We start from the raw sequence: 19,311 nt of genomic DNA on the forward strand, positions 1-19,311 counted from the left end.
TATGGTCGGATAGTTTTTGACCATCCGCTCAAAATAACAAGATAACAAACTGAATATTCAGGGGAAAATATGCGCAAGATCACACTGGCGCTCAGCGCCGCCTGCTTATTGTTCTCGCTTAATAGTACCGTTGTTGCGCGGGCTTCTGCACCCACGCCGCTTTACACCGGCACCACCGCCGCCATTCTTGCCGAACAGGCACCCATTCACTGGGTTTCAGTGGCACAAATCGAAAATAGCCTGACGGGTCGCCCGCCGATGGCCGTGGGCTTCGATATTGACGATACCGTTCTCTTCTCCAGTCCCGGTTTCTGGCGCGGCAAAAAAACGTACTCCCCTGAGAGCGAAGCCTATCTGAAAAAACCGGAATTCTGGGAAAAGATGAACAACGGCTGGGATGAGTTCAGTATCCCGAAAGAGGTTGCCCGCGCGCTGATCGCCATGCACGTAAAGCGCGGCGACAGCATTTACTTCGTGACAGGACGTAGCCAGACCAAAACCGAAACCGTCTCGAAAACGCTACAGGATGATTTTCTGATCCCGGCTGCCAGCATGAATCCGGTCATTTTTGCCGGGGACCAGGAAGGGCAAAACACCAAAACCCAGTGGCTGGAAAAGAAAAATATCAAGGTGTTCTACGGTGATTCAGATAACGACATCACCGCGGCGCACGACGTGGGAGCAAGAGGCATCCGGGTGTTACGCGCCTCGAACTCCACCTACCGACCGCTGCCAATGGCCGGTAAATTTGGCGAAGAGGTGATCGTTAACTCCGAATACTGATGCATTAACGGCGGGGTGAATGCTTTTTTAAGCAAATCTCGCCGCGCGGGTTTTACCTTTCGCTTTCTTGCTGCACACTTAGAAAGATTCATCTTTCAACACGGAGCAGCACATGTGGTATCAACAGACCCTGACCTTAAGCGCAAAACCACGCGGATTTCACCTGGTGACGGACGAAGTCATCGGGCAAATCCGCGACCTGCCGCGCGTCAAAACGGGTTTGCTGCATCTGCTGCTTCAGCACACGTCTGCTTCTCTCACGCTCAATGAAAATTGCGATCCCACCGTCCGGTCTGACATGGAGCGGTATTTTCTGAAAACCGTCCCGGATAACGCCCCGTATGACCATGATTACGAGGGGGCGGATGATATGCCTTCGCACATCAAATCCTCTTTGCTGGGGGTCTCGTTGATGCTGCCGGTCCACAACGGACGGCTGCTGCTGGGAACGTGGCAGGGGATCTGGCTGGGAGAACATCGCATTCACGGTGGTTCGCGTAAAATTATCGCAACGCTACAAGGGGAATAAAGATGACAATTTCGGAGATACTTCAGTACTGCATGAGCAAGCCGGGCGCAGAACAGAGCGTTCACAGCGACTGGAAAGCCACGCAGATCAAAGTGGGTGATGTGTTGTTCGCGATGGTAAAAGAGGTTGAGGGACGTCTTGCGGCATCGCTGAAAACCAGTCCTGAACTGGCCGACTTACTGCGCCAGCAGCACGATGATGTCAGGCCAAGCAAGCATCTGAATAAAGCACACTGGAGTACGGTGTTTCTCGACGGCTCGCTGCCAGATTCGCAAATTTACTACCTGGTAGATGCGTCGTATCAACAGGCGGTAGAACTGCTGCCGGAAACGATCCGACAGCAGCTCTCCGTGTAACGATTACAGCAACGGTTTGAGGAAGCGCGCGGTGTGCGAGGCTTCGCACTCTGCAACGGTCTCTGGCGTACCGGAGACGAGGATTTCACCGCCGCCGCTGCCGCCTTCCGGGCCGAGATCGACAATCCAGTCCGCGGTTTTAATCACGTCCAGGTTGTGCTCAATCACCACGATGGTGTTGCCCTGATCGCGCAGCTGGTGCAGCACGTCCAGCAGCTGCTGGATATCCGCAAAATGCAGGCCGGTGGTCGGCTCGTCCAGAATGTACAGCGTCTGACCGGTACCGCGTTTGGACAGCTCACGCGCCAGCTTCACGCGCTGCGCTTCACCGCCGGACAGCGTTGTCGCTGACTGCCCCAGACGAATATAGGTCAGACCCACATCCATGAGGGTTTGCAGCTTACGCGCCAGCGCAGGGACGGCGTCAAAGAACTCGCGTGCCTCTTCGATGGTCATATCTAGCACTTCGTGGATGGTCTTGCCTTTGTACTTAATCTCCAGCGTTTCGCGGTTATAGCGCTTGCCTTTACACTGGTCGCACGGCACGTAGATATCCGGCAGGAAGTGCATCTCAACCTTGATTACGCCGTCGCCCTGGCACGCTTCACAGCGGCCGCCGCGCACGTTAAAGCTGAAACGTCCTGGCGTGTAGCCGCGCGAACGCGCTTCCGGTACACCCGCGAAGAGTTCACGGACGGGCGTAAAGACGCCAGTATAGGTCGCCGGGTTGGAACGTGGGGTGCGGCCAATCGGGCTCTGATCGATATCGATAACCTTGTCGAAATGCTCCAGCCCCTGAATGTCGCGGTACGGTGCAGGCTCGGCCAGCGTCGCGCCGTTCAGCGCCGTCTGCGCAATCGGGAACAGCGTATCGTTGATCAGCGTCGATTTACCGGAACCGGACACGCCGGTGATGCAGGTAAACAGCCCGACAGGCAGCGTCAGGGTCACGTCTTTCAGGTTGTTGCCGCGCGCCCCGGTTAGCTTCAGCACTTTTTCCGGGTTCGCCGCCACGCGCTGTTTTGGCACTTCAATTTTGCGCTTGCCGCTCATGTACTGGCCGGTCAGCGACTCGGGCACCGCCATAATGTCTTTCAGCGTCCCTTCTGCCACCACCTGTCCGCCGTGCACGCCAGCGCCCGGGCCGATGTCGATCACGTGGTCTGCGGCGCGAATGGCGTCTTCGTCGTGCTCAACCACAATCACCGTGTTACCAAGGTTACGCAGGTGAACCAGCGTGCCGAGCAGGCGTTCGTTGTCGCGCTGGTGCAGGCCGATAGACGGCTCATCCAGCACGTACATCACGCCGACTAAGCCCGCACCAATCTGGCTCGCCAGACGGATACGCTGGGCTTCACCGCCGGAGAGCGTTTCAGCCGATCGGGAAAGCGTCAGGTAGTTCAGGCCGACGTTCACGAGGAACTTGAGGCGATCGCCGATCTCTTTCAGCACTTTTTCGGCGATTTTCGCGCGCTGGCCGGAGAGCTTCAGGTTGTTGAAGAAGTCCATCGCGTGGCCGATGCTCATGTCTGAGATGGTCGGCAGCGCCGTGTTTTCGACAAACACGTGACGCGCTTCGCGACGCAGACGTGTACCCTCGCAGGTGGCGCAGGAGCGGTTGCTGATGAACTTCGCCAGCTCCTCGCGCACCGCGCTGGATTCGGTCTCTTTGTAGCGGCGCTCCATGTTGTGCAGCACCCCTTCGAACGGGTGGCGACGCACGGAAGTGTCACCGCGATCGTTCATGTACTTGAACTCGATGTTCTCTTTGCCGGAACCGAACAGGATCACTTTATGTACGTTCGCGCTCAGGCTGGCCCACGGGGCTTCAACGTCGAACTTATAGTGCTCTGCCAGCGATTTCAGCATCTGGAAGTAGTAAAAATTACGCTTATCCCAGCCGCGAATGGCGCCACCCGCCAGCGACAGCTCCGGGTTCTGGATCACGCGGTCCGGGTCGAAATATTGCTGAACGCCGAGGCCGTCACAGGTCGGGCACGCGCCCGCTGGGTTGTTGAACGAGAACAGGCGCGGTTCCAGCTCGCGCATGCTGTAGCCGCAAATCGGGCAGGCGAAGTTGGCGGAGAAGAGCAGCTCTTCCGCTTTCGCATCGTCCATGTCTGACACCACCGCCGTGCCGCCCGACAGTTCCAGCGCCGTTTCAAAGGATTCCGCCAGACGCGTCGCCAGATCTTCACGTACCTTAAAGCGGTCAATCACCACTTCGATGGTGTGTTTCTTTTGCAGCTCCAGCTTTGGCGGATCGGACAGGTCACACACTTCGCCATCGATACGGGCGCGGATATAGCCCTGGCTTGCCAGGTTTTCCAGCGTTTTGGTGTGTTCACCCTTACGCTCTTTAATGATTGGCGCCAGCAGCATCAGGCGTTTGCCTTCCGGCTGAGACAGCACGTTATCCACCATCTGGCTGACGGTCTGGGCCGCCAGCGGAACGTCATGATCCGGACAACGCGGCTCGCCCACGCGCGCATACAGCAGACGCAGGTAGTCATGGATTTCGGTAATGGTACCGACCGTAGAACGCGGGTTATGCGATGTGGATTTCTGCTCAATGGAGATAGCAGGAGACAACCCTTCAATGTGGTCGACATCCGGTTTTTCCATCAGCGACAGGAACTGACGCGCGTACGCCGAGAGCGATTCAACGTAACGACGCTGTCCTTCGGCATACAAAGTGTCGAAAGCCAGTGAGGATTTGCCAGACCCCGAAAGCCCGGTCACGACGATGAGTTTGTCGCGAGGGATTATGAGGTTGATATTCTTGAGATTGTGGGTGCGGGCGCCCCGAACTTCGATCTTATCCATTCACCTTTCCCGGTTGGAACACGGATTGCCTGATTTGTTTGAAGGACAAACGGCTGTCAGAAACGGCTAATTATGACACAAAATGACCTGTTTGAATATACAGTATTGGAAGGCATTTTCTGATTCACTGTGTAACAATGTCGAGTCCGCGAGAGAACTCTGGAACATGCTACGCAACTATCAAAGTGTCGCATGGAAATGGTACACTCGCGCGTTTACACTATTAAGAAACGTATTCAGGAGACACGAACATGGCCAGCAGAGGCGTAAACAAGGTGATTCTCGTCGGTAATCTGGGCCAGGACCCGGAAGTACGCTACATGCCGAGTGGTGGCGCAGTTGCCAACATTACGCTGGCTACTTCCGAATCCTGGCGTGATAAAGCGACCGGTGAAATGAAAGAGCAGACCGAATGGCACCGCGTTGTGCTGTTTGGCAAACTGGCTGAAGTGGCCGGTGAGTATCTGCGTAAGGGTTCTCAGGTCTATATCGAAGGCCAGCTGCGTACCCGCAAATGGACCGATCAATCCGGTCAGGAAAAATACACCACGGAAGTGGTGGTCAACGTAGGCGGCACCATGCAGATGCTGGGTGGTCGTCAGGGCGGTGGCGCACCGGCAGGTGGCGGCCAGCAGCAGGGCGGTTGGGGTCAGCCTCAACAGCCTCAGGGCGGCAATCAGTTCAGCGGCGGCGCGCAGTCTCGTCCTCAGCAGCAGTCTGCTCCGGCACCGTCTAACGAACCGCCAATGGACTTCGACGACGATATCCCGTTCTGATATCCAGGCGCGTGAAACACAAAAAACCCAGACAATGTCTGGGTTTTTTTATAACAGGCTATCAGGTAATCACCATCGGCCAGTCTGGCGGAGTGTGGCTCATGGCTTCAACCATCACCACTTTAATGTTTTCCCAGACGGCGGCCATATCCACCAGCGTAATGCCGAGCAAACCTGTCGCGAACCAGCATGCGGCACCCAACCCTAACAGGGTGCTAATCACAGCAAGACCTGCGTAGTCGGACTTTCGGAACTGAATGTTTAACGTGCTGGCCAGGAACATCAAAACCGCGCTCAACAACGGCCAGCGCAGGAGCACCATGCTGGTGGTAATGGTTGCCATAAAACCCATCCTCGACAAAACAGACGAACTGGAATGAAACAATGTTTCTCGTTACATAAGATGTGTGAACTATATCACATTTGCTGTTTTATTCGCCAGTATCGTATGAGGTAAAAGTGGGTTTATAACCGGGTAAAATATATCGTACTCGCTCAGATCGGCGCTTAGCCGGAATTTTTATTTTTAATTCATTCAGATAGCAAAACCTTTGCAAAACACCCTCGGCTGTATAGCGTTTACAGCAGTATGTCTATGGATTATGCTTGTGTGGAACAATAAATGTACCCGCAAAAATAATTCATCACATTGAATTATTTGGTTTTTTTTGGATTTTTATTCTTTTTTAACACTCAGCATACTCTTTGATTTCGTGGTCTTATTCTTTTATTCAGATATGAGTTATTGCGGTTGCTCTCTCGATTAATGACCTGCGAAAAGATAATGAAAGAAAAAAGACGCGAGATTATTAACGACAGCATGCAGGCTCTGCACGCCCTGGCGAAGCTGATGCCACAACTCAACGCGCAGGGTTCGCCGGTTGAAATGCTGGAAATCATCAACAGCGCACTGGGGGCAAACCTCTCGTGGGTCAGTGTCGAATCCGCAGACGGGCCGCGCGTGGTTTGTGCCGGCGACGTGACGTGTCACGCCTTCAACGTGGCGGATTTTCTTGCCAGCACCCTGTTGCAACGGCATCACCGCGCCTGGCGCGTTATCTACTGGAAAGAGCATATTGGCCGGGCGGTATTTTCCCCTCAGCACCCGGGCTATGCGCGGCTGCAAAGCGGCGTGCTGTGTAAACTCTCAGCGCATGGCAGACAGTGCAGTGGTTATTTCTTTTTGGCTTTTAATGAAAAACTGACCTCGTTGCCGATATTGAAAAATATCGTGGTGGTATTGGTCGAGAAGCTAAAAGATTATTTTGATGACATCATCGTGCGGGAAAAAACAGCGCAAGAGATGCAGCGCGTCGTCACGCAATATAAAACTTTATTTGAACGTGCTCCGGTATTGATGAACGCCTTTGACAGGCATAACCGGTGTGTATTGTGGAACGCCGAATGCGAAAAAGTCTTTGGCTGGAGTATGACTGAAATCGGCGAGCACCCCGATCCGCTGGCCCTGTTTTACCCGGATCCCGAGGAGCGACAGCGCGTGCAGGAGTCGGTTCGTTTCGCACCACTTAAGGATATGTACGAATGGCACCCGGTGCGTAAAGACGGGACGCCGTTAACCATCCTCTGGTCAAACATCCTTTTACCGGATAACTCCATTCTCAATATTGGCCTCGATATCACCGAACGTAAAAAAGCAGAACAGCAGCTGACCGTCAAAGCCACCACGGACGATCTGACGGGCTGTCTGAATCGCTCGACAATTTTACAGCGGCTCAAAATGGCGCTGGCAGCCAGTTCGCCGCAGGATGTCAGTAGCCATTTCTGTCTCCTGATGTTCGATCTCGATTATTTCAAGCAGATCAACGATCGGTGGGGACATCAGGTTGGCGATGCGGCATTGATTCACTTTTGCGACCGTATTCGCGAAGTGAGCCCGGCCGGGTCAGCACTGGGACGGGTAGGGGGCGAAGAGTTTGTTCTTCTGCTGGCGCGTACGGATGGTATGGCCGCTACGTTGCTCTCTTCCCGGCTGCGTGCCGCGCTGATCTCAAAACCGCTGCGTGTGGGCGATAAAACGCTGGTACTCTCTTTCAGCGCCGGGGTGGTTGAAGTCTGTCAGGGGCAACGGGATACTTCTGCCATACTGATGCGTGCTGATAAGGCATTATATGACGCCAAGCGTACGGGAAGAGGAAAAACGGTTCTGGCGTCTGATTATTTATAAATCAGCATAAGAACAAAGAGCAGGCTATTTCAGCCAACGAATTTTCCACACCTGTCGCGGGTAATTATTATCCTTATCAGAAACGAAATGAATACTTTTAGTTTGGCTTACGGGAAAATATTATCGGCATCACGAATTTTAGGATTTTTAATACCAAAAGTCAGTTGCTAACTTCCCATGATTCATGCAACGTAATCACCTGTTTATCAAAGCAGCCGGTCTTCATTGCTACAGGCGTACAACATGCAGGGATACAGAGCGGGAAATGAATCGTAGCGCGCGGCGCAAAATGCTCAAAGCGGTCGGGATTATCATGGTAGTTATGCTGCCGGTGATGCTTGCGCTATGGTTTGCCCAGCTTAGAGCCGTGTCGGAAATCAGCGCTCAGCTGCGCACGTTTGCTGAACTTGCTTTAAACAAAACTGAACGGGTTATTCAACAGGTTGATATTGCCCGGGAAGACGCGGAAAAATATCAGGGTAAAGTGTGTACGCCGGAGCATCGTCAATATATGTTGAACGTTTCCCGCGGTCGCCTTTTTGTTGCCGATTTAATTTATGCTGAAGGCCAGGACTTTCTCTGCTCGACCCTTTTTACGCCGGATCATCCTTACATCATCCCCGCTGCCAATTACACACGTAAACCCGACGTTGCTATCTATTATTTTCGCGATACGCCATTTTTTAATGGTTATAAAATGATATATATGCAGCGCGGAAATTATGTCGCAGTGGTCAACCCGCTTTCGTACAGTGAGGTGATGTCAGACGATCGTTCCCTGTCGTGGGGAGTGTATGACACCGTCAGCAATGCATTCTTTTCTGTTAGCCAGAAAACCGATATTTCGTTATTGCATTCGATGCTCCGACATCAGGAAACGACTTTTCAGAAAGGCGACCGTTTTTATACGATCGTGAAATCTGAGCAGCGTCCCATTGCGGCTATTGTTTCAACGTCCAATGCCCGTTTTTATAAAACGCTTTATCATCAGGCTACTCTGACGCTACCGCTGGGGATGATTTGCAGCATTATTATTTTGCTGGTGTGGTCGCGAACACACCGTGAATTCAATTCGCCTGGCCGACTTCTGCACCGGGCGCTGAATAAACGCCAGCTGTGCGTCCATTATCAGCCCATTATTGATATAAAAAATAACCAGTGCGTGGGAGCAGAGGCGTTGTTGCGCTGGCCAGGATTCAACGGTCAGGTTATGAGCCCGGCGGAATTTATTCCCCTGGCCGAAAAAGAGGGGATGATTGAGCGCATTACGGATTACGTCGTGGAGGAGGTGTTCACCGATCTGGGCCATTTTCTTGCCGCTCACCCCGATCTGTATGTCTCGATTAACCTGTCGGCGTCAGATTTTCACTCTTCGCGTCTTATCGCCCTGATCTCCGACAAAGCCCGCTTTTACTCGGTTCGCGCGCAGCAAATAAAAATTGAGGTGACGGAGCGGGGGTTTATTGACGTGCCGAAAACCACGCCGGTCATTCAGGCGTTTCGCCAGGCGGGGTATGAAGTGGCGATTGATGATTTCGGAACCGGCTACTCTAACCTGCATAACCTCTATTCGCTGAACGTCGATATCCTGAAAATCGACAAATCTTTTATCGATACCTTAACCACCAACAGCACCAGCCACCTGATTGCCGAGCACATCATTGAGATGGCGCAAAGCCTGCGGCTGAAAACCATTGCGGAAGGGGTCGAGACGGGGGAGCAGGTGAGCTGGCTGCTGAAGCGTGGCGTGCAGTATTGTCAGGGATGGCACTTCGCGAAAGCGATGCCGCCCCAGGCATTTATGGCCTGGCAGCAGCAACCCTTGCGTTAACACGCATTAATTGAGCTGATGGCGGTAGTCGCTCGGCGTACGGTCAAACTCGCGGCGGAAGACGCGGGAAAAGGTCTGCTGCGACACATAGCCCAGATCCATTGCGATATCAAAAATGGGCCGCTGCGTTGAGCGTAACGCCTGCGCCGCCAGCAGGAGCCTGCGCTGGCGAATGTAGTCACCCAGCGTTTGATGCATTACGGTGCGGAACATTCTCTGTAAATACCATTTCGAATAGCCCGACTTCTTAGCGACCACATCAATGTTCAACGGCTGGTCGATATGTTCATCAATCCATTCAATAAGCGTCTGAATAATTTGCTGATGCGACATAAGGTTACCCCTCTGTGGAGACATCTGTCCTGGTTGATTCGTCGTTTTCTCTGCGGGGGAGTATAATTCCTCAAGTTAACTTGAGGTAAAGAGGTTTTATGGAAAAGAGATTACCGCGCATCAAAGCGCTGTTAACCCCCGGTGAAGTGGCGAAACGAAGCGGCGTGGCGGTGTCGGCGCTCCACTTCTATGAAAGCAAAGGGTTAATAAAAAGTATCCGTAACGCCGGAAACCAGCGGCGCTATACCCGCGATGTGCTCCGCTACGTGGCGATTATCAAAATTGCGCAACGTATCGGCATCCCCCTGGCTACCATCGGCGACGCGTTCGGCGTATTGCCGGAAGGACACTCGCTGAGCGCGAAAGAGTGGAAGCAGCTGTCGTCCCAGTGGCGAGAAGAACTGGATCGTCGTATTCACACGCTGGTGGCCCTGCGCGATGAACTGGATGGCTGCATTGGTTGCGGGTGTTTATCACGTAGCGATTGTCCGCTGCGTAACCCGGGTGACAGGTTGGGCGAGCAGGGAACAGGGGCGCGGTTGCTGGAGGAGGATTGAAAGGTGTTTGCCGGGTGCTTCGCTTACCCGGCCTACGCTCTCGGTTTTGTAGGCCGGGTAAGGCGCAGCCGCCACCCGGCAACAAGCATAAAGAACTAAAGCGCCACTAAGGGCGCTTTAGTTTTTTCCGGTCTTTGTCTTTCTCTCTATCCCGCTGGCTCACGGGAGGGTTTCCCCCGACATCAGTACTCCTCGTGTCGAGCTTGTGGAGGAGGTTCCGGTTTGTACTGACACTTTAATTCTATGCCCGGCCGCCGTTTTTGCCACCGGAGATGATGAGATTTTAGCCGAATTTTTTTCGTGAAGTTGTTCAGTTTTCTATAGTTAAAAAGTATGAATCACCGGAGAACATCATGCTAACGGTCCACCACCTTAACCAGTCTCGTTCCCATCGCGTCCTCTGGGCGCTGGAAGAGCTGGGTCTGACATATGAGATTGTGCGCTACCAGCGCGAAAAAACCATGCTCGCACCAGAAGCGCTCAAAAAAGTGCATCCGCTGGGAAAATCCCCGGTACTGGAAGATAACGGACTGGTTCTGGCTGAATCAGGCGCGATTCTGGAATATCTTCAGGAAACGTACGATTCGGCGTCACGATTCAAACCGTTAGATCCCGCCCATAAAGTGCAGTATCGCTTCTGGCTGCATTACGCCGAAGGATCTTTGATGCCGCTGCTGTTAATGAAGCTGGTATTTAACAGCCTCGGCAAACCCCCCGTCCCGTTTGGCCTGCGCACGCTGGGTAAGGCGCTGGGGCAGGGGGTGCAAAAAGCGTATCTCAACCGCCAGCTGGAAACGCATGCGCGCTTTATTAACGATCATCTTGCCGAAAACAGCTGGTTTGCCGGCGACACGCTGACCATGGCGGACATCCAGATGAGTTTTCCCCTCTTCGCCCTGCTGGCGAGAGGCGGCATCGACAATCTCGACCACATAGCGGCGTGGAAACAGAGAGTGGAGGCACGTCCGGGCTGGCAGACAACGCTTGCGAAAGGCGGCCCGCTGACGATACCCGGCGGGGGATGAAATGTAACGAAATTGCGCATGGACGATAACGTTTGCGCATCCTCTGCTTAATTCTTCATCGTCATGAGGCAATTTTAGCGAAAAACGAGAAAGTTCAGTTGAAAAGGGCGGGTATTAGGCTAGATAATCGTTTGCCTACATTTGACCACCCGTTTTGTAAGCGCGGAGCTAAACGTTTGCTTTTTTTGTGACGCCCCTTTCGTCGCAAACGCAGCACAAGGATTTGACGTTTCGCTGGCAGTGGAGTCTCCACCACGCTTACGGACTTTCAATAAAAATTTTCAGGGGATGTTTTCTATGTCTACGCCATCTGCGCGTACCGGCGGTTCACTTGACGCCATGTTTAAAATTTCTGCTCGCGGCAGCACCGTGCGCCAGGAAGTTGTTGCCGGTCTGACGACGTTTCTGGCGATGGTGTACTCCGTCATCGTGGTGCCGGGCATGCTCGGCAAAGCGGGCTTCCCGCCAGCGGCGGTCTTTGTTGCCACCTGCCTGGTTGCGGGTGTGGGTTCGATTGTGATGGGCCTGTGGGCGAACCTGCCGCTGGCGATCGGGTGCGCCATCTCCCTGACCGCGTTTACCGCCTTCAGCCTGGTGCTGGGCCAGCATATCAGCGTCCCGGTAGCGCTCGGCGCGGTGTTCCTGATGGGTGTACTGTTCACCGTGATCTCTGCTACCGGCATCCGTAGCTGGATTTTGCGCAACCTGCCGCAGGGCGTGGCGCACGGCACCGGTATCGGCATCGGCCTGTTCCTGCTGCTGATCGCCGCCAACGGCGTGGGTCTGGTCATCAAGAACCCGCTGGACGGCCTGCCGGTTGCGCTGGGTAACTTCGCGAGCTTCCCGGTAATTATGTCGCTGGTGGGGCTGGCGGTGATCATTGGCCTGGAAAAATTGAAAGTGCCGGGCGGCATTCTGCTGACCATTATCGGCGTGTCCATCGTCGGCCTGATTTTCGACCCGTCCGTTCATTTCTCCGGGATTTTCGCCATGCCGTCGCTGAGCGATGACAACGGTAACTCCCTGATTGGCAGCCTGGATATTGTGGGCGCGCTGAACCCGGTGATCCTGCCAAGCGTGCTGGCGCTGGTAATGACCGCGGTGTTTGACGCCACGGGCACCATCCGCGCGGTGGCGGGGCAGGCTAACCTGCTGGACAAAGACGGCCAGATCATTGACGGCGGCAAAGCGCTGACCACCGACTCCCTGAGCAGCGTTTTCTCTGGCCTGGTGGGTGCAGCGCCAGCGGCAGTGTACATTGAGTCCGCAGCGGGTACGGCGGCAGGCGGCAAAACCGGCCTGACGGCTATTACCGTTGGCGTACTGTTCCTGCTGATCCTGTTCCTCTCTCCGCTCTCTTATCTGGTGCCAGCTTACGCGACCGCACCTGCGCTGATGTACGTCGGCCTGCTGATGCTGAGCAACGTGGCGAAAATCGACTTTGCTGACTTTGTTGATGCCATGTCCGGTCTGATCACCGCGGTCTTTATCGTGCTGACCTGTAACATCGTGACCGGCATTATGATCGGTTTCGCCTCGCTGGTGATTGGGCGTCTGGTCTCCGGTGAGTGGCGCAAGCTGAACATCGGTACCGTTGTCATCGCCGTTGCGCTGGTGGCGTTCTACGCGGGCGGCTGGGCAATTTAAGTTATCCATTGATGCGAAAACGGGTGGCTCAGGCCGCCCGTTTTTATTTTCAGGACTCATCCCGTTGTCTTTTACGTTACTCTGGAGAGGATAGAATAAGAGGCACGACGCCTCAGGTTTGGCTTAAAAAGAAACACAGCAAACAGGGAACGCATGGAAATTTTCTTCACAATACTCATCATGACCCTTGTGGTCTCATTATCCGGGGTGGTTACACGCGTACTGCCCTTCCAGGTCCCCCTGCCTTTAATGCAAATAGCTATCGGCGCGCTGCTGGCGTGGCCGACGTTCGGTCTGCACGTGGAGTTCGATCCGGAACTGTTCCTCGTGCTGTTTATCCCGCCGCTGCTGTTTGCCGATGGCTGGAAAACGCCGACGCGCGAATTTCTTGAGCACGGGCGAGAGATCTTCGGTCTGGCGCTGGCGCTGGTGGTCGTTACCGTGGTCGGGATTGGTTTCCTGATCTACTGGGCCGTACCGGGGATCCCGCTTATACCCGCCTTTGCGCTGGCTGCCGTGCTGTCGCCGACCGACGCCGTGGCGCTGTCCGGCATTGTGGGCGAAGGGCGCATTCCTAAGAAAATCATGGGCATTTTGCAGGGCGAGGCGCTGATGAACGACGCTTCCGGCCTGGTCGCCCTGAAGTTTGCCGTGGCGGTAGCCATGGGCACCATGGTCTTTACCGTCGGCGGTGCAACCCTCGAATTCTTCAAGGTGGCGATTGGCGGTATCCTCGCAGGCTTTGTTGTAAGCTGGCTGTACGGTCGTTCGCTGCGCTTCCTCAGCCGCTGGGGCGGCGATGAACCGGCGACGCAGATCGTCCTGCTGTTCCTGCTGCCGTTCGCCTCTTACCTGATTGCCGAACATATCGGCGTGTCGGGCATTCTGGCGGCGGTAGCCGCGGGGATGACCATCACCCGTTCCGGCGTGATGCGCCGGGCGCCGCTGGCGATGCGTCTGCGCGCGAACAGTACCTGGGCGATGCTCGAGTTTGTCTTTAACGGCATGGTGTTCCTGCTGTTGGGCCTGCAACTGCCGGGCATTATGGAATCTTCGCTGATCGCGGCCGAAGCGGATCCAAACGTTGAAGTCTGGATGCTGTTTACCGATATCGTACTCATCTACCTTTCGCTGATGCTGGTGCGTTTCGGCTGGCTGTGGACGATGAAGAAGTTCAGCGTTCGCTTCCTGACCAAAAAGCCGATGGAGTTCGGCTCCTGGACCACGCGCGAGCTGCTGATTGCCTCTTTCGCGGGCGTTCGCGGGGCGATCACCCTTGCTGGTGTGCTCTCCATTCCTCTGCTTCTGCCGACGGGCGACGTCTTCCCGGCGCGCTACGAGCTGGTGTTCCTGGCGGCGGGCGTGATCCTCTTCTCCCTGTTTGTCGGCGTAATTATGCTGCCGATTCTGCTGCAGCATATTGATGCGGGTGACACCTCGCAGCAGCATAAGGAAGAGCGGATTGCCCGTGCGGCGACGGCGGAAGTGGCGATTGTCGCCATCGAGAAGATGGAGGAGCGTCTGGCCGCCGATGCCGAAGAGAACATTGATAACCAGCTGCTGAAGGAAGTCAGTTCACGCGTGATTGGTAATTTGCGTCGCCGTGCTGACGGACGTAACGACGTGGAAAGTTCGTTGCAGGAAGAGAACCTCGAGCGCCGTTTCCGCCTGGCGGCGCTGCGCTCCGAGCGTGCCGAGCTGTATCACCTGCGCGCGACGCGGCAGATCAGCAACGAGACGCTGCAAAAGCTGCTGCACGATCTGGATCTGCTGGAAGCGTTGTTGATAGAGAATCAGTAGCGCTGTAATTGCCCGGTGGCGCTGAGCTTACCGGGTCTACGTGCTCGATCGGTTCCCTCTCCCACAGGGAGAGGGATCCCCAGTAATTTTTTTATGCAGAAGCAATAAAGTTGCTTTCTAAATGACTGAGGGCTGTCAGCGATGCCCTGGTCCGGCTGTAAATCGCTGAGGCGTTTGCCTTCCGGCCGGGGCGAGGCGCAGGGATGCGCCGAGAGGGCGGCTTTACAGGGACGTTGCCTCCGCCCGTACCCGATAAGCCGGAAGGAATAAGCCGAGGGCACCGCGAAGCGGCGATTTACCGCCGGGAGCCCGGGTCGCCAGGGTGGTGGCGACTGAGCCACCCTGGCACGTTCACCGGTCATGTCGTTACAGAGTAGCAAGGAACATAAAGTGAACGGAATGACCACCACCGCCGTATGTTCCCCTCACCCTAACCCTCTCCCCGGAGGGGCGAGGGGATTGCTCAGTGCTCGCATTAATTTGTGGGGAACCCTCAGCCCACAGGGAGAGGGTTAGGGTGAGGGTACCCAAAACCCCTCACAGCATTGCAACCACGCCTGTGCGCTGTGCGACAGATACACCCCTTCACGCCAGATCATCCCTAACTGCCAGTGCAGATCGCTCTCCAGCGGGATCCAGCGCAGCGTGTTTTTATCCAGCCGCTCGCAGATCGGCTGCGGCAGAATGGCTATCCCCACGCCCGCCTGTACCATCGCTGCCAGAAAATCCCACTGGCCGCTGCGCACCGCAATGCGCGGCTTTACGTTGTGCTGGTTAAACAGCGCCATCAGCTGGCGGCTTAAGGCGAAATCTTCGTTGTAAATCAGCAGCGGGTGTTCGCCGAGCAGCTCGGGTTTTACTGATTCAATCTTCAGCCAGTCGCCGGAGCGCGGCACCAGCACGCACAGCGGGTGGCTGAACAGCGGCAGCGTTGCCAGCCCGCTCTCTTCTTCCACGGGAAGGGCCGTCATGGCCACGTCCAGTTCACCGTTCATCACCGCCTGCTGCACGGTCAGGCCGCCAAACTCAGAGATTTTTAGCTCAACGCCGGGATAGCGCTGGCGAAACAGGCTAATCGGCCCGGCCATCATCATGCCGACCATCGGCGGAATGCCGAGCCGCAGCAGCCCTTTTGTCAGGTGGTTGATGTCCCCAAGCTCGGCCTCCAGCTGGCGGAACTCCGCCAGAATTGCCAGCCCGCGCTCGAACACCACGCGACCGGTATCGGTCAGCAGCAGCTTGCGCCCGTCGCGGATCAGCAGGGTACAGTTCAGCTCATCTTCGAGGTTTTTCAGCATCTTACTGATGGTAGGCTGGGTTACGAATAACTTCTCCGCTGCGCGGGTAAAACTTTGCTGGCGAACCACCTCGACAAAATAGCGCAGCGTTCTTATGTCCATGATTATTCCTCGAAACTATACCTTCGATGATTTTAATTCATTTCAGTCGATACCGTACGCTCACTATACTGGCGCCTCGTCTCAATTCTGAGGAAAACCTCCATGGCCGTGGCGTTAAGCCGTGTTACGCCTGCCGTTGTTCAACGACTCCAGGTACCGGTTCAGGTACTGCTCTACGCGGGACTGTTTGTTTTTGCCGAATATCTTGTCGACTGGCTGAACCTGCCTTTACCCGCCAACCTGGTGGGAATGGTGCTGATGCTGACGCTGATCCTCTGTCGCGCGTTGCCCCTTAGCTGGGTGCGGGCCGGTGCGCGCTGGCTGCTGGCGGAGATGCTGCTGTTCTTCGTTCCGGCCGTGGTGGCGGTGGTGAATTATGCGCAACTGCTGATGGTCGACGGCTGGCGCATCTTTGCGGTTATCGCCCTGAGCACGCTGATGGTGCTGGGCGCCACCGCCTGGGTGGTGGATAAAGTGTATCGCTTTGAAATCAGCAGGCAGAAGCATGACTAACTTTCAGATAAGCGTGCTATGCCTGATTGCGACAGTCGTCATTTACTTTGCCAACAAGCGCCTGTATCGCCGCTTTCGCACGCTGCCGCTGATGCCGCTGGTCTTTACGCCGATCCTGCTGGTGCTGATGCTGGTCTTCGGCCATATCTCCTGGCAGAACTACATTGGTGAATCCCACTGGCTGCTGTGGCTGCTCGGCCCGGCGACTATCGCCTTTGCGGTGCCGGTGTATGACAACCTGGCAATTATTAAACGCCACTGGATGTCGCTCAGCGCGGGTGTCGTCACCGCGACGGTAGTGGCGGTGTGTAGCTCGGTCTGGCTGGCGCGGCTGTTTACCCTGTCTGATGAAATCCAGCGCAGCCTGGCGGTACGCTCGGTGACCACACCGTTCGCGCTGGCGGCGGCTAAACCGCTCGGCGGACAGCCGGATCTGGTGGCGCTGTTTGTGGTGGTGACCGGCGTGTTCGGCATGGCAGTGGGGGATGTGCTGTTTCTGCGCCTTTCCATTCGCGAAGGGATGGCGAAAGGGGCGGGGTTTGGCGCGGCGTCGCACGGGGCGGGGACGGCACGTTCGTATGAGCTGGGACAGCAGGAAGGCGTTGTTGCAAGCCTGGTGATGATGCTCTCGGGCGTGACAATGGTATTAATCGCGCCGCTGGTGGCGTGGGTGATGTTTTAAGTTCCCCGGCCAGAGCGACCGGGGAGAAAAGGTTTAGTGCGCGCGGCCCTGCTCAACACCCAGGCCGGTTTGCGAGCGGATAAACTGGGCGCGGAATTTCTCACGCTCCAGGTTACCCTCCGGCGAGTTGTCGGTCGCTGAGAAGAACCAGATCCCAATAAACGCCACGGCAATGGAGAACAGCGCCGGGTATTCATACGGGAAGATAGCGCTTTCGTGACCGAGGATCTGCACCCAGATGGTCGGGCCGAGGATCATCAGAATCACCGCCGTCAGCAGCCCCAGCCAGCCGCCAATCATCGCCCCACGGGTGGTCAGTTTTGACCAGTACATGGAGAGCAGAATGATCGGGAAGTTACAGCTTGCCGCAATCGAGAAGGCCAGCCCCACCATAAAGGCGATGTTCTGCTTCTCGAACAAAATCCCCAGCAGGATGGCGACGACGCCCAGCACCAGTACGGTGATTTTGGAGACTTTCAGCTCATCGCGCTCGCTTGCGCCTTTGCGGAAAACGTTGGCGTAGAGATCGTGCGATACCGCAGACGCACCAGCCAGCGTCAGCCCTGCAACCACCGCGAGGATGGTGGCGAAGGCCACGGCAGAGATAAAGCCGAGGAACAGGTTACCGCCTACCGCGTCGGCCAGATGCACCGCCGCCATGTTGTTACCGCCGATAAGCGCGCCCGCCGCGTCTTTAAACGCCGGGTTTGCCCCCACCAGCATGATCGCGCCAAAGCCGATGATAAAGGTCAGTATGTAGAAGTAGCCCATAAACCCGGTGGCGTAGAACACGCTTTTACGCGCTTCACGTGCATCAGACACCGTGAAGAAACGCATCAGGATATGCGGCAGGCCAGCGGTACCGAACATCAGGCCGAGACCGAGCGAGAGCGCGGATATCGGATCTTTCACCAGCCCGCCCGGGCTCATGATCGCTTCCCCTTTCGGGTGCACTGACATGGCTTCGGTAAACAGATTATTGAAGCTGAACCCGACGTGTTTCATCACCATAAAGGCCATAAAGCTGGCGCCGAACAGCAGCAGTACCGCTTTGATGATCTGTACCCAGGTGGTGGCCAGCATGCCGCCGAACAGGACGTACATCACCATCAGCACGCCTACCAGCACCACCGCGACGTGGTAGTTCAGACCGAACAGCAGCTCGATCAATTTACCCGCGCCCACCATCTGCGCAATCAGGTACAGCGCCACCACAACCAGCGAACCGCAGGCGGAGAGCATGCGGATGGGGCCTTGTTTGAGGCGGTATGAAGCTACGTCTGCAAAGGTGTAGCGGCCAAGGTTACGCAGGCGCTCGGCAATCAGGAACAGAATGATCGGCCAGCCGACGAGGAAGCCGAGGGAGTAGATCAGGCCGTCATACCCCGAGGTATAAACCAGCGCGGAGATCCCGAGGAACGAGGCGGCAGACATAAAGTCTCCCGCAATCGCCAGCCCGTTCTGGAAGCCGGTAATGTTGCCGCCCGCGGTGTAGTAATCGTTACGGGAGCGCACGCGTTTCGACGCCCAGTAGGTGATGTAAAGCGTTAGCACCACGAAAATCAGGAACATGATAATCGCCTGCCAGTTGGTTGGCTGGCGCTGGACCTCGCCGGTAAGGGCATCTGCCGCATGGGCAGCAAAGGGAAGTGTGGCGGCAAGCGCCGTCAGGACTCGCTTCATGATGCTTTTACCTCGCGCAGAACTTCTCTGTTAAGACGATCGAATTCACCGTTCGCACGCCAGACATACACACCTGTCAGCACAAACGAAATAACGATAACGCCAATGCCAATTGGGATGCCGCGCGTAACGCTGGTTCCGGCGTGCAGCGGCGTACCGAGCCACTGCGGCGCAAAGGCGATCAGCAGAATAAAGCCGACGTAAATAACCAGCATGATGATGGAAAGGATAAAGGCAAACCGTTGCCGTTTTTCGACGAGCTCCTTGTAGTGCGCACTATTCTCTATCTGCTGACAAATATCGTTATTCATCACAGAGTCTCCAAAGGTAAGGTTGGTTTGTTTTTATCCCCTCTCCCCTATGGGGAGAGGGTTAGGGTGATGGA

18 protein-coding genes are annotated in these 19,311 nt (G+C 55.6%); 12 read left to right on the plus strand and 6 right to left on the minus strand.

All coding sequences use genetic code 11. From position 1 onward, the window contains the following. Positions 1–69: 69 nt before the first annotated feature. The 3 genes from aphA to ACQG03_RS01580 all read left to right on the plus strand — a co-directional run bounded on the left by aphA (position 70) and on the right by ACQG03_RS01580 (position 1,668). A complete protein-coding gene (gene aphA / locus ACQG03_RS01570) occupies positions 70–783 on the plus strand; it encodes an acid phosphatase AphA (protein ID WP_063163882.1) in 714 nt (237 codons plus the stop codon). A gap of 112 nt (positions 784–895) precedes the next feature. Beyond that, positions 896–1,312, plus strand: a complete 417-nt coding sequence (locus ACQG03_RS01575) for a secondary thiamine-phosphate synthase enzyme YjbQ (protein WP_038415073.1) — start codon at positions 896–898, stop codon at positions 1,310–1,312. Positions 1,313–1,314: 2 nt separating this feature from the next. Then, positions 1,315–1,668, plus strand: a complete 354-nt coding sequence (locus tag ACQG03_RS01580) for an MmcQ/YjbR family DNA-binding protein (RefSeq protein WP_063163881.1) — start codon at positions 1,315–1,317, stop codon at positions 1,666–1,668. 3 nt (positions 1,669–1,671) lie between these two features. On the opposite strand, the gene uvrA is transcribed toward ACQG03_RS01580, so the two are convergent. Continuing rightward, positions 1,672–4,494 (minus strand): excinuclease ABC subunit UvrA, encoded by a 2,823-nt coding sequence (gene uvrA / locus ACQG03_RS01585; protein ID WP_003860287.1) that lies wholly within the window; start codon positions 4,492–4,494, stop codon positions 1,672–1,674. A 251-nt stretch (positions 4,495–4,745) separates the two neighbouring features. On the opposite strand from uvrA, the gene ssb1 reads away from it, so the two are divergent. Further along, the gene (gene ssb1, locus ACQG03_RS01590; protein ID WP_003860284.1) at positions 4,746–5,270 is read left to right on the plus strand and encodes a single-stranded DNA-binding protein SSB1; all 525 of its coding nucleotides are present in this window, start codon (positions 4,746–4,748) and stop codon (positions 5,268–5,270) included. 61 nt (positions 5,271–5,331) lie between these two features. Here the strand turns inward: ssb1 and ACQG03_RS01595 are convergent, their stop codons facing one another. Then, positions 5,332–5,613: a YjcB family protein gene (locus ACQG03_RS01595; protein ID WP_022646751.1), complete on the minus strand. Its 282-nt coding sequence runs from the start codon at positions 5,611–5,613 to the stop codon at positions 5,332–5,334. 441 nt (positions 5,614–6,054) lie between these two features. Between ACQG03_RS01595 and ACQG03_RS01600 the strand changes: the two genes are divergently transcribed. Beyond that, the gene (locus tag ACQG03_RS01600; protein ID WP_063163880.1) at positions 6,055–7,455 is read left to right on the plus strand and encodes a sensor domain-containing diguanylate cyclase; all 1,401 of its coding nucleotides are present in this window, start codon (positions 6,055–6,057) and stop codon (positions 7,453–7,455) included. A 265-nt stretch (positions 7,456–7,720) separates the two neighbouring features. After that, positions 7,721–9,286 (plus strand): EAL domain-containing protein, encoded by a 1,566-nt coding sequence (locus ACQG03_RS01605; protein ID WP_063163879.1) that lies wholly within the window; start codon positions 7,721–7,723, stop codon positions 9,284–9,286. A 6-nt stretch (positions 9,287–9,292) separates the two neighbouring features. Here ACQG03_RS01605 and soxS read toward each other — a convergent pair whose 3' ends face one another. Next, positions 9,293–9,619 (minus strand): superoxide response transcriptional regulator SoxS, encoded by a 327-nt coding sequence (gene soxS, locus ACQG03_RS01610; protein WP_003860277.1) that lies wholly within the window; start codon positions 9,617–9,619, stop codon positions 9,293–9,295. A gap of 98 nt (positions 9,620–9,717) precedes the next feature. On the opposite strand from soxS, the gene soxR reads away from it, so the two are divergent. From soxR to ACQG03_RS01630, 4 genes are all read left to right on the plus strand, one after another. Next, on the plus strand, positions 9,718–10,176 hold the full coding sequence (gene soxR / locus ACQG03_RS01615; RefSeq protein ID WP_003860275.1) for a redox-sensitive transcriptional activator SoxR: 459 nt from the start codon (positions 9,718–9,720) through the stop codon (positions 10,174–10,176). A 353-nt stretch (positions 10,177–10,529) separates the two neighbouring features. Next, positions 10,530–11,201 (plus strand): glutathione S-transferase family protein, encoded by a 672-nt coding sequence (locus ACQG03_RS01620; protein ID WP_063163878.1) that lies wholly within the window; start codon positions 10,530–10,532, stop codon positions 11,199–11,201. A gap of 297 nt (positions 11,202–11,498) precedes the next feature. Further along, positions 11,499–12,848: a guanine/hypoxanthine transporter GhxP gene (ghxP, locus tag ACQG03_RS01625; protein ID WP_022646757.1), complete on the plus strand. Its 1,350-nt coding sequence runs from the start codon at positions 11,499–11,501 to the stop codon at positions 12,846–12,848. Positions 12,849–13,001: 153 nt separating this feature from the next. Further along, entirely contained in the window at positions 13,002–14,648 is a 1,647-nt protein-coding gene (locus ACQG03_RS01630; protein ID WP_022646758.1) for a Na+/H+ antiporter, read from the plus strand. Positions 14,649–15,160: 512 nt separating this feature from the next. Here the strand turns inward: ACQG03_RS01630 and ACQG03_RS01635 are convergent. Next, a complete protein-coding gene (locus tag ACQG03_RS01635; RefSeq protein WP_022646759.1) occupies positions 15,161–16,048 on the minus strand; it encodes a LysR family transcriptional regulator in 888 nt (295 codons plus the stop codon). A gap of 102 nt (positions 16,049–16,150) precedes the next feature. Between ACQG03_RS01635 and ACQG03_RS01640 the strand changes: the two genes are divergently transcribed. Both ACQG03_RS01640 and ACQG03_RS01645 read left to right on the plus strand, forming a co-directional pair. Beyond that, positions 16,151–16,561, plus strand: coding sequence for a CidA/LrgA family protein (locus ACQG03_RS01640; protein ID WP_022646760.1), 411 nt, complete (start codon positions 16,151–16,153; stop codon positions 16,559–16,561). Further along, positions 16,554–17,243: an LrgB family protein gene (locus tag ACQG03_RS01645; RefSeq protein ID WP_022646761.1), complete on the plus strand. Its 690-nt coding sequence runs from the start codon at positions 16,554–16,556 to the stop codon at positions 17,241–17,243. Before ACQG03_RS01640 ends, ACQG03_RS01645 begins: the two co-directional genes overlap by 8 nt. A 33-nt stretch (positions 17,244–17,276) precedes the next feature. Here ACQG03_RS01645 and actP read toward each other — a convergent pair whose 3' ends face one another. Together actP and ACQG03_RS01655 are read right to left on the minus strand one after the other, a co-directional pair. Further along, positions 17,277–18,926, minus strand: a complete 1,650-nt coding sequence (gene actP, locus ACQG03_RS01650; protein ID WP_023299099.1) for a cation/acetate symporter ActP — start codon at positions 18,924–18,926, stop codon at positions 17,277–17,279. Continuing rightward, positions 18,923–19,237, minus strand: coding sequence for a DUF485 domain-containing protein (locus ACQG03_RS01655; RefSeq protein WP_038415083.1), 315 nt, complete (start codon positions 19,235–19,237; stop codon positions 18,923–18,925). The genes actP and ACQG03_RS01655 overlap by 4 nt, the downstream gene beginning before the upstream one ends. Positions 19,238–19,311: the final 74 nt, after the last annotated feature.

The sequence above is a fragment of the Enterobacter cloacae complex sp. 342H5 genome (assembly GCF_050030905.1).
Taxonomy (GTDB): Bacteria; Pseudomonadota; Gammaproteobacteria; order Enterobacterales; family Enterobacteriaceae; genus Enterobacter; species Enterobacter intestinihominis.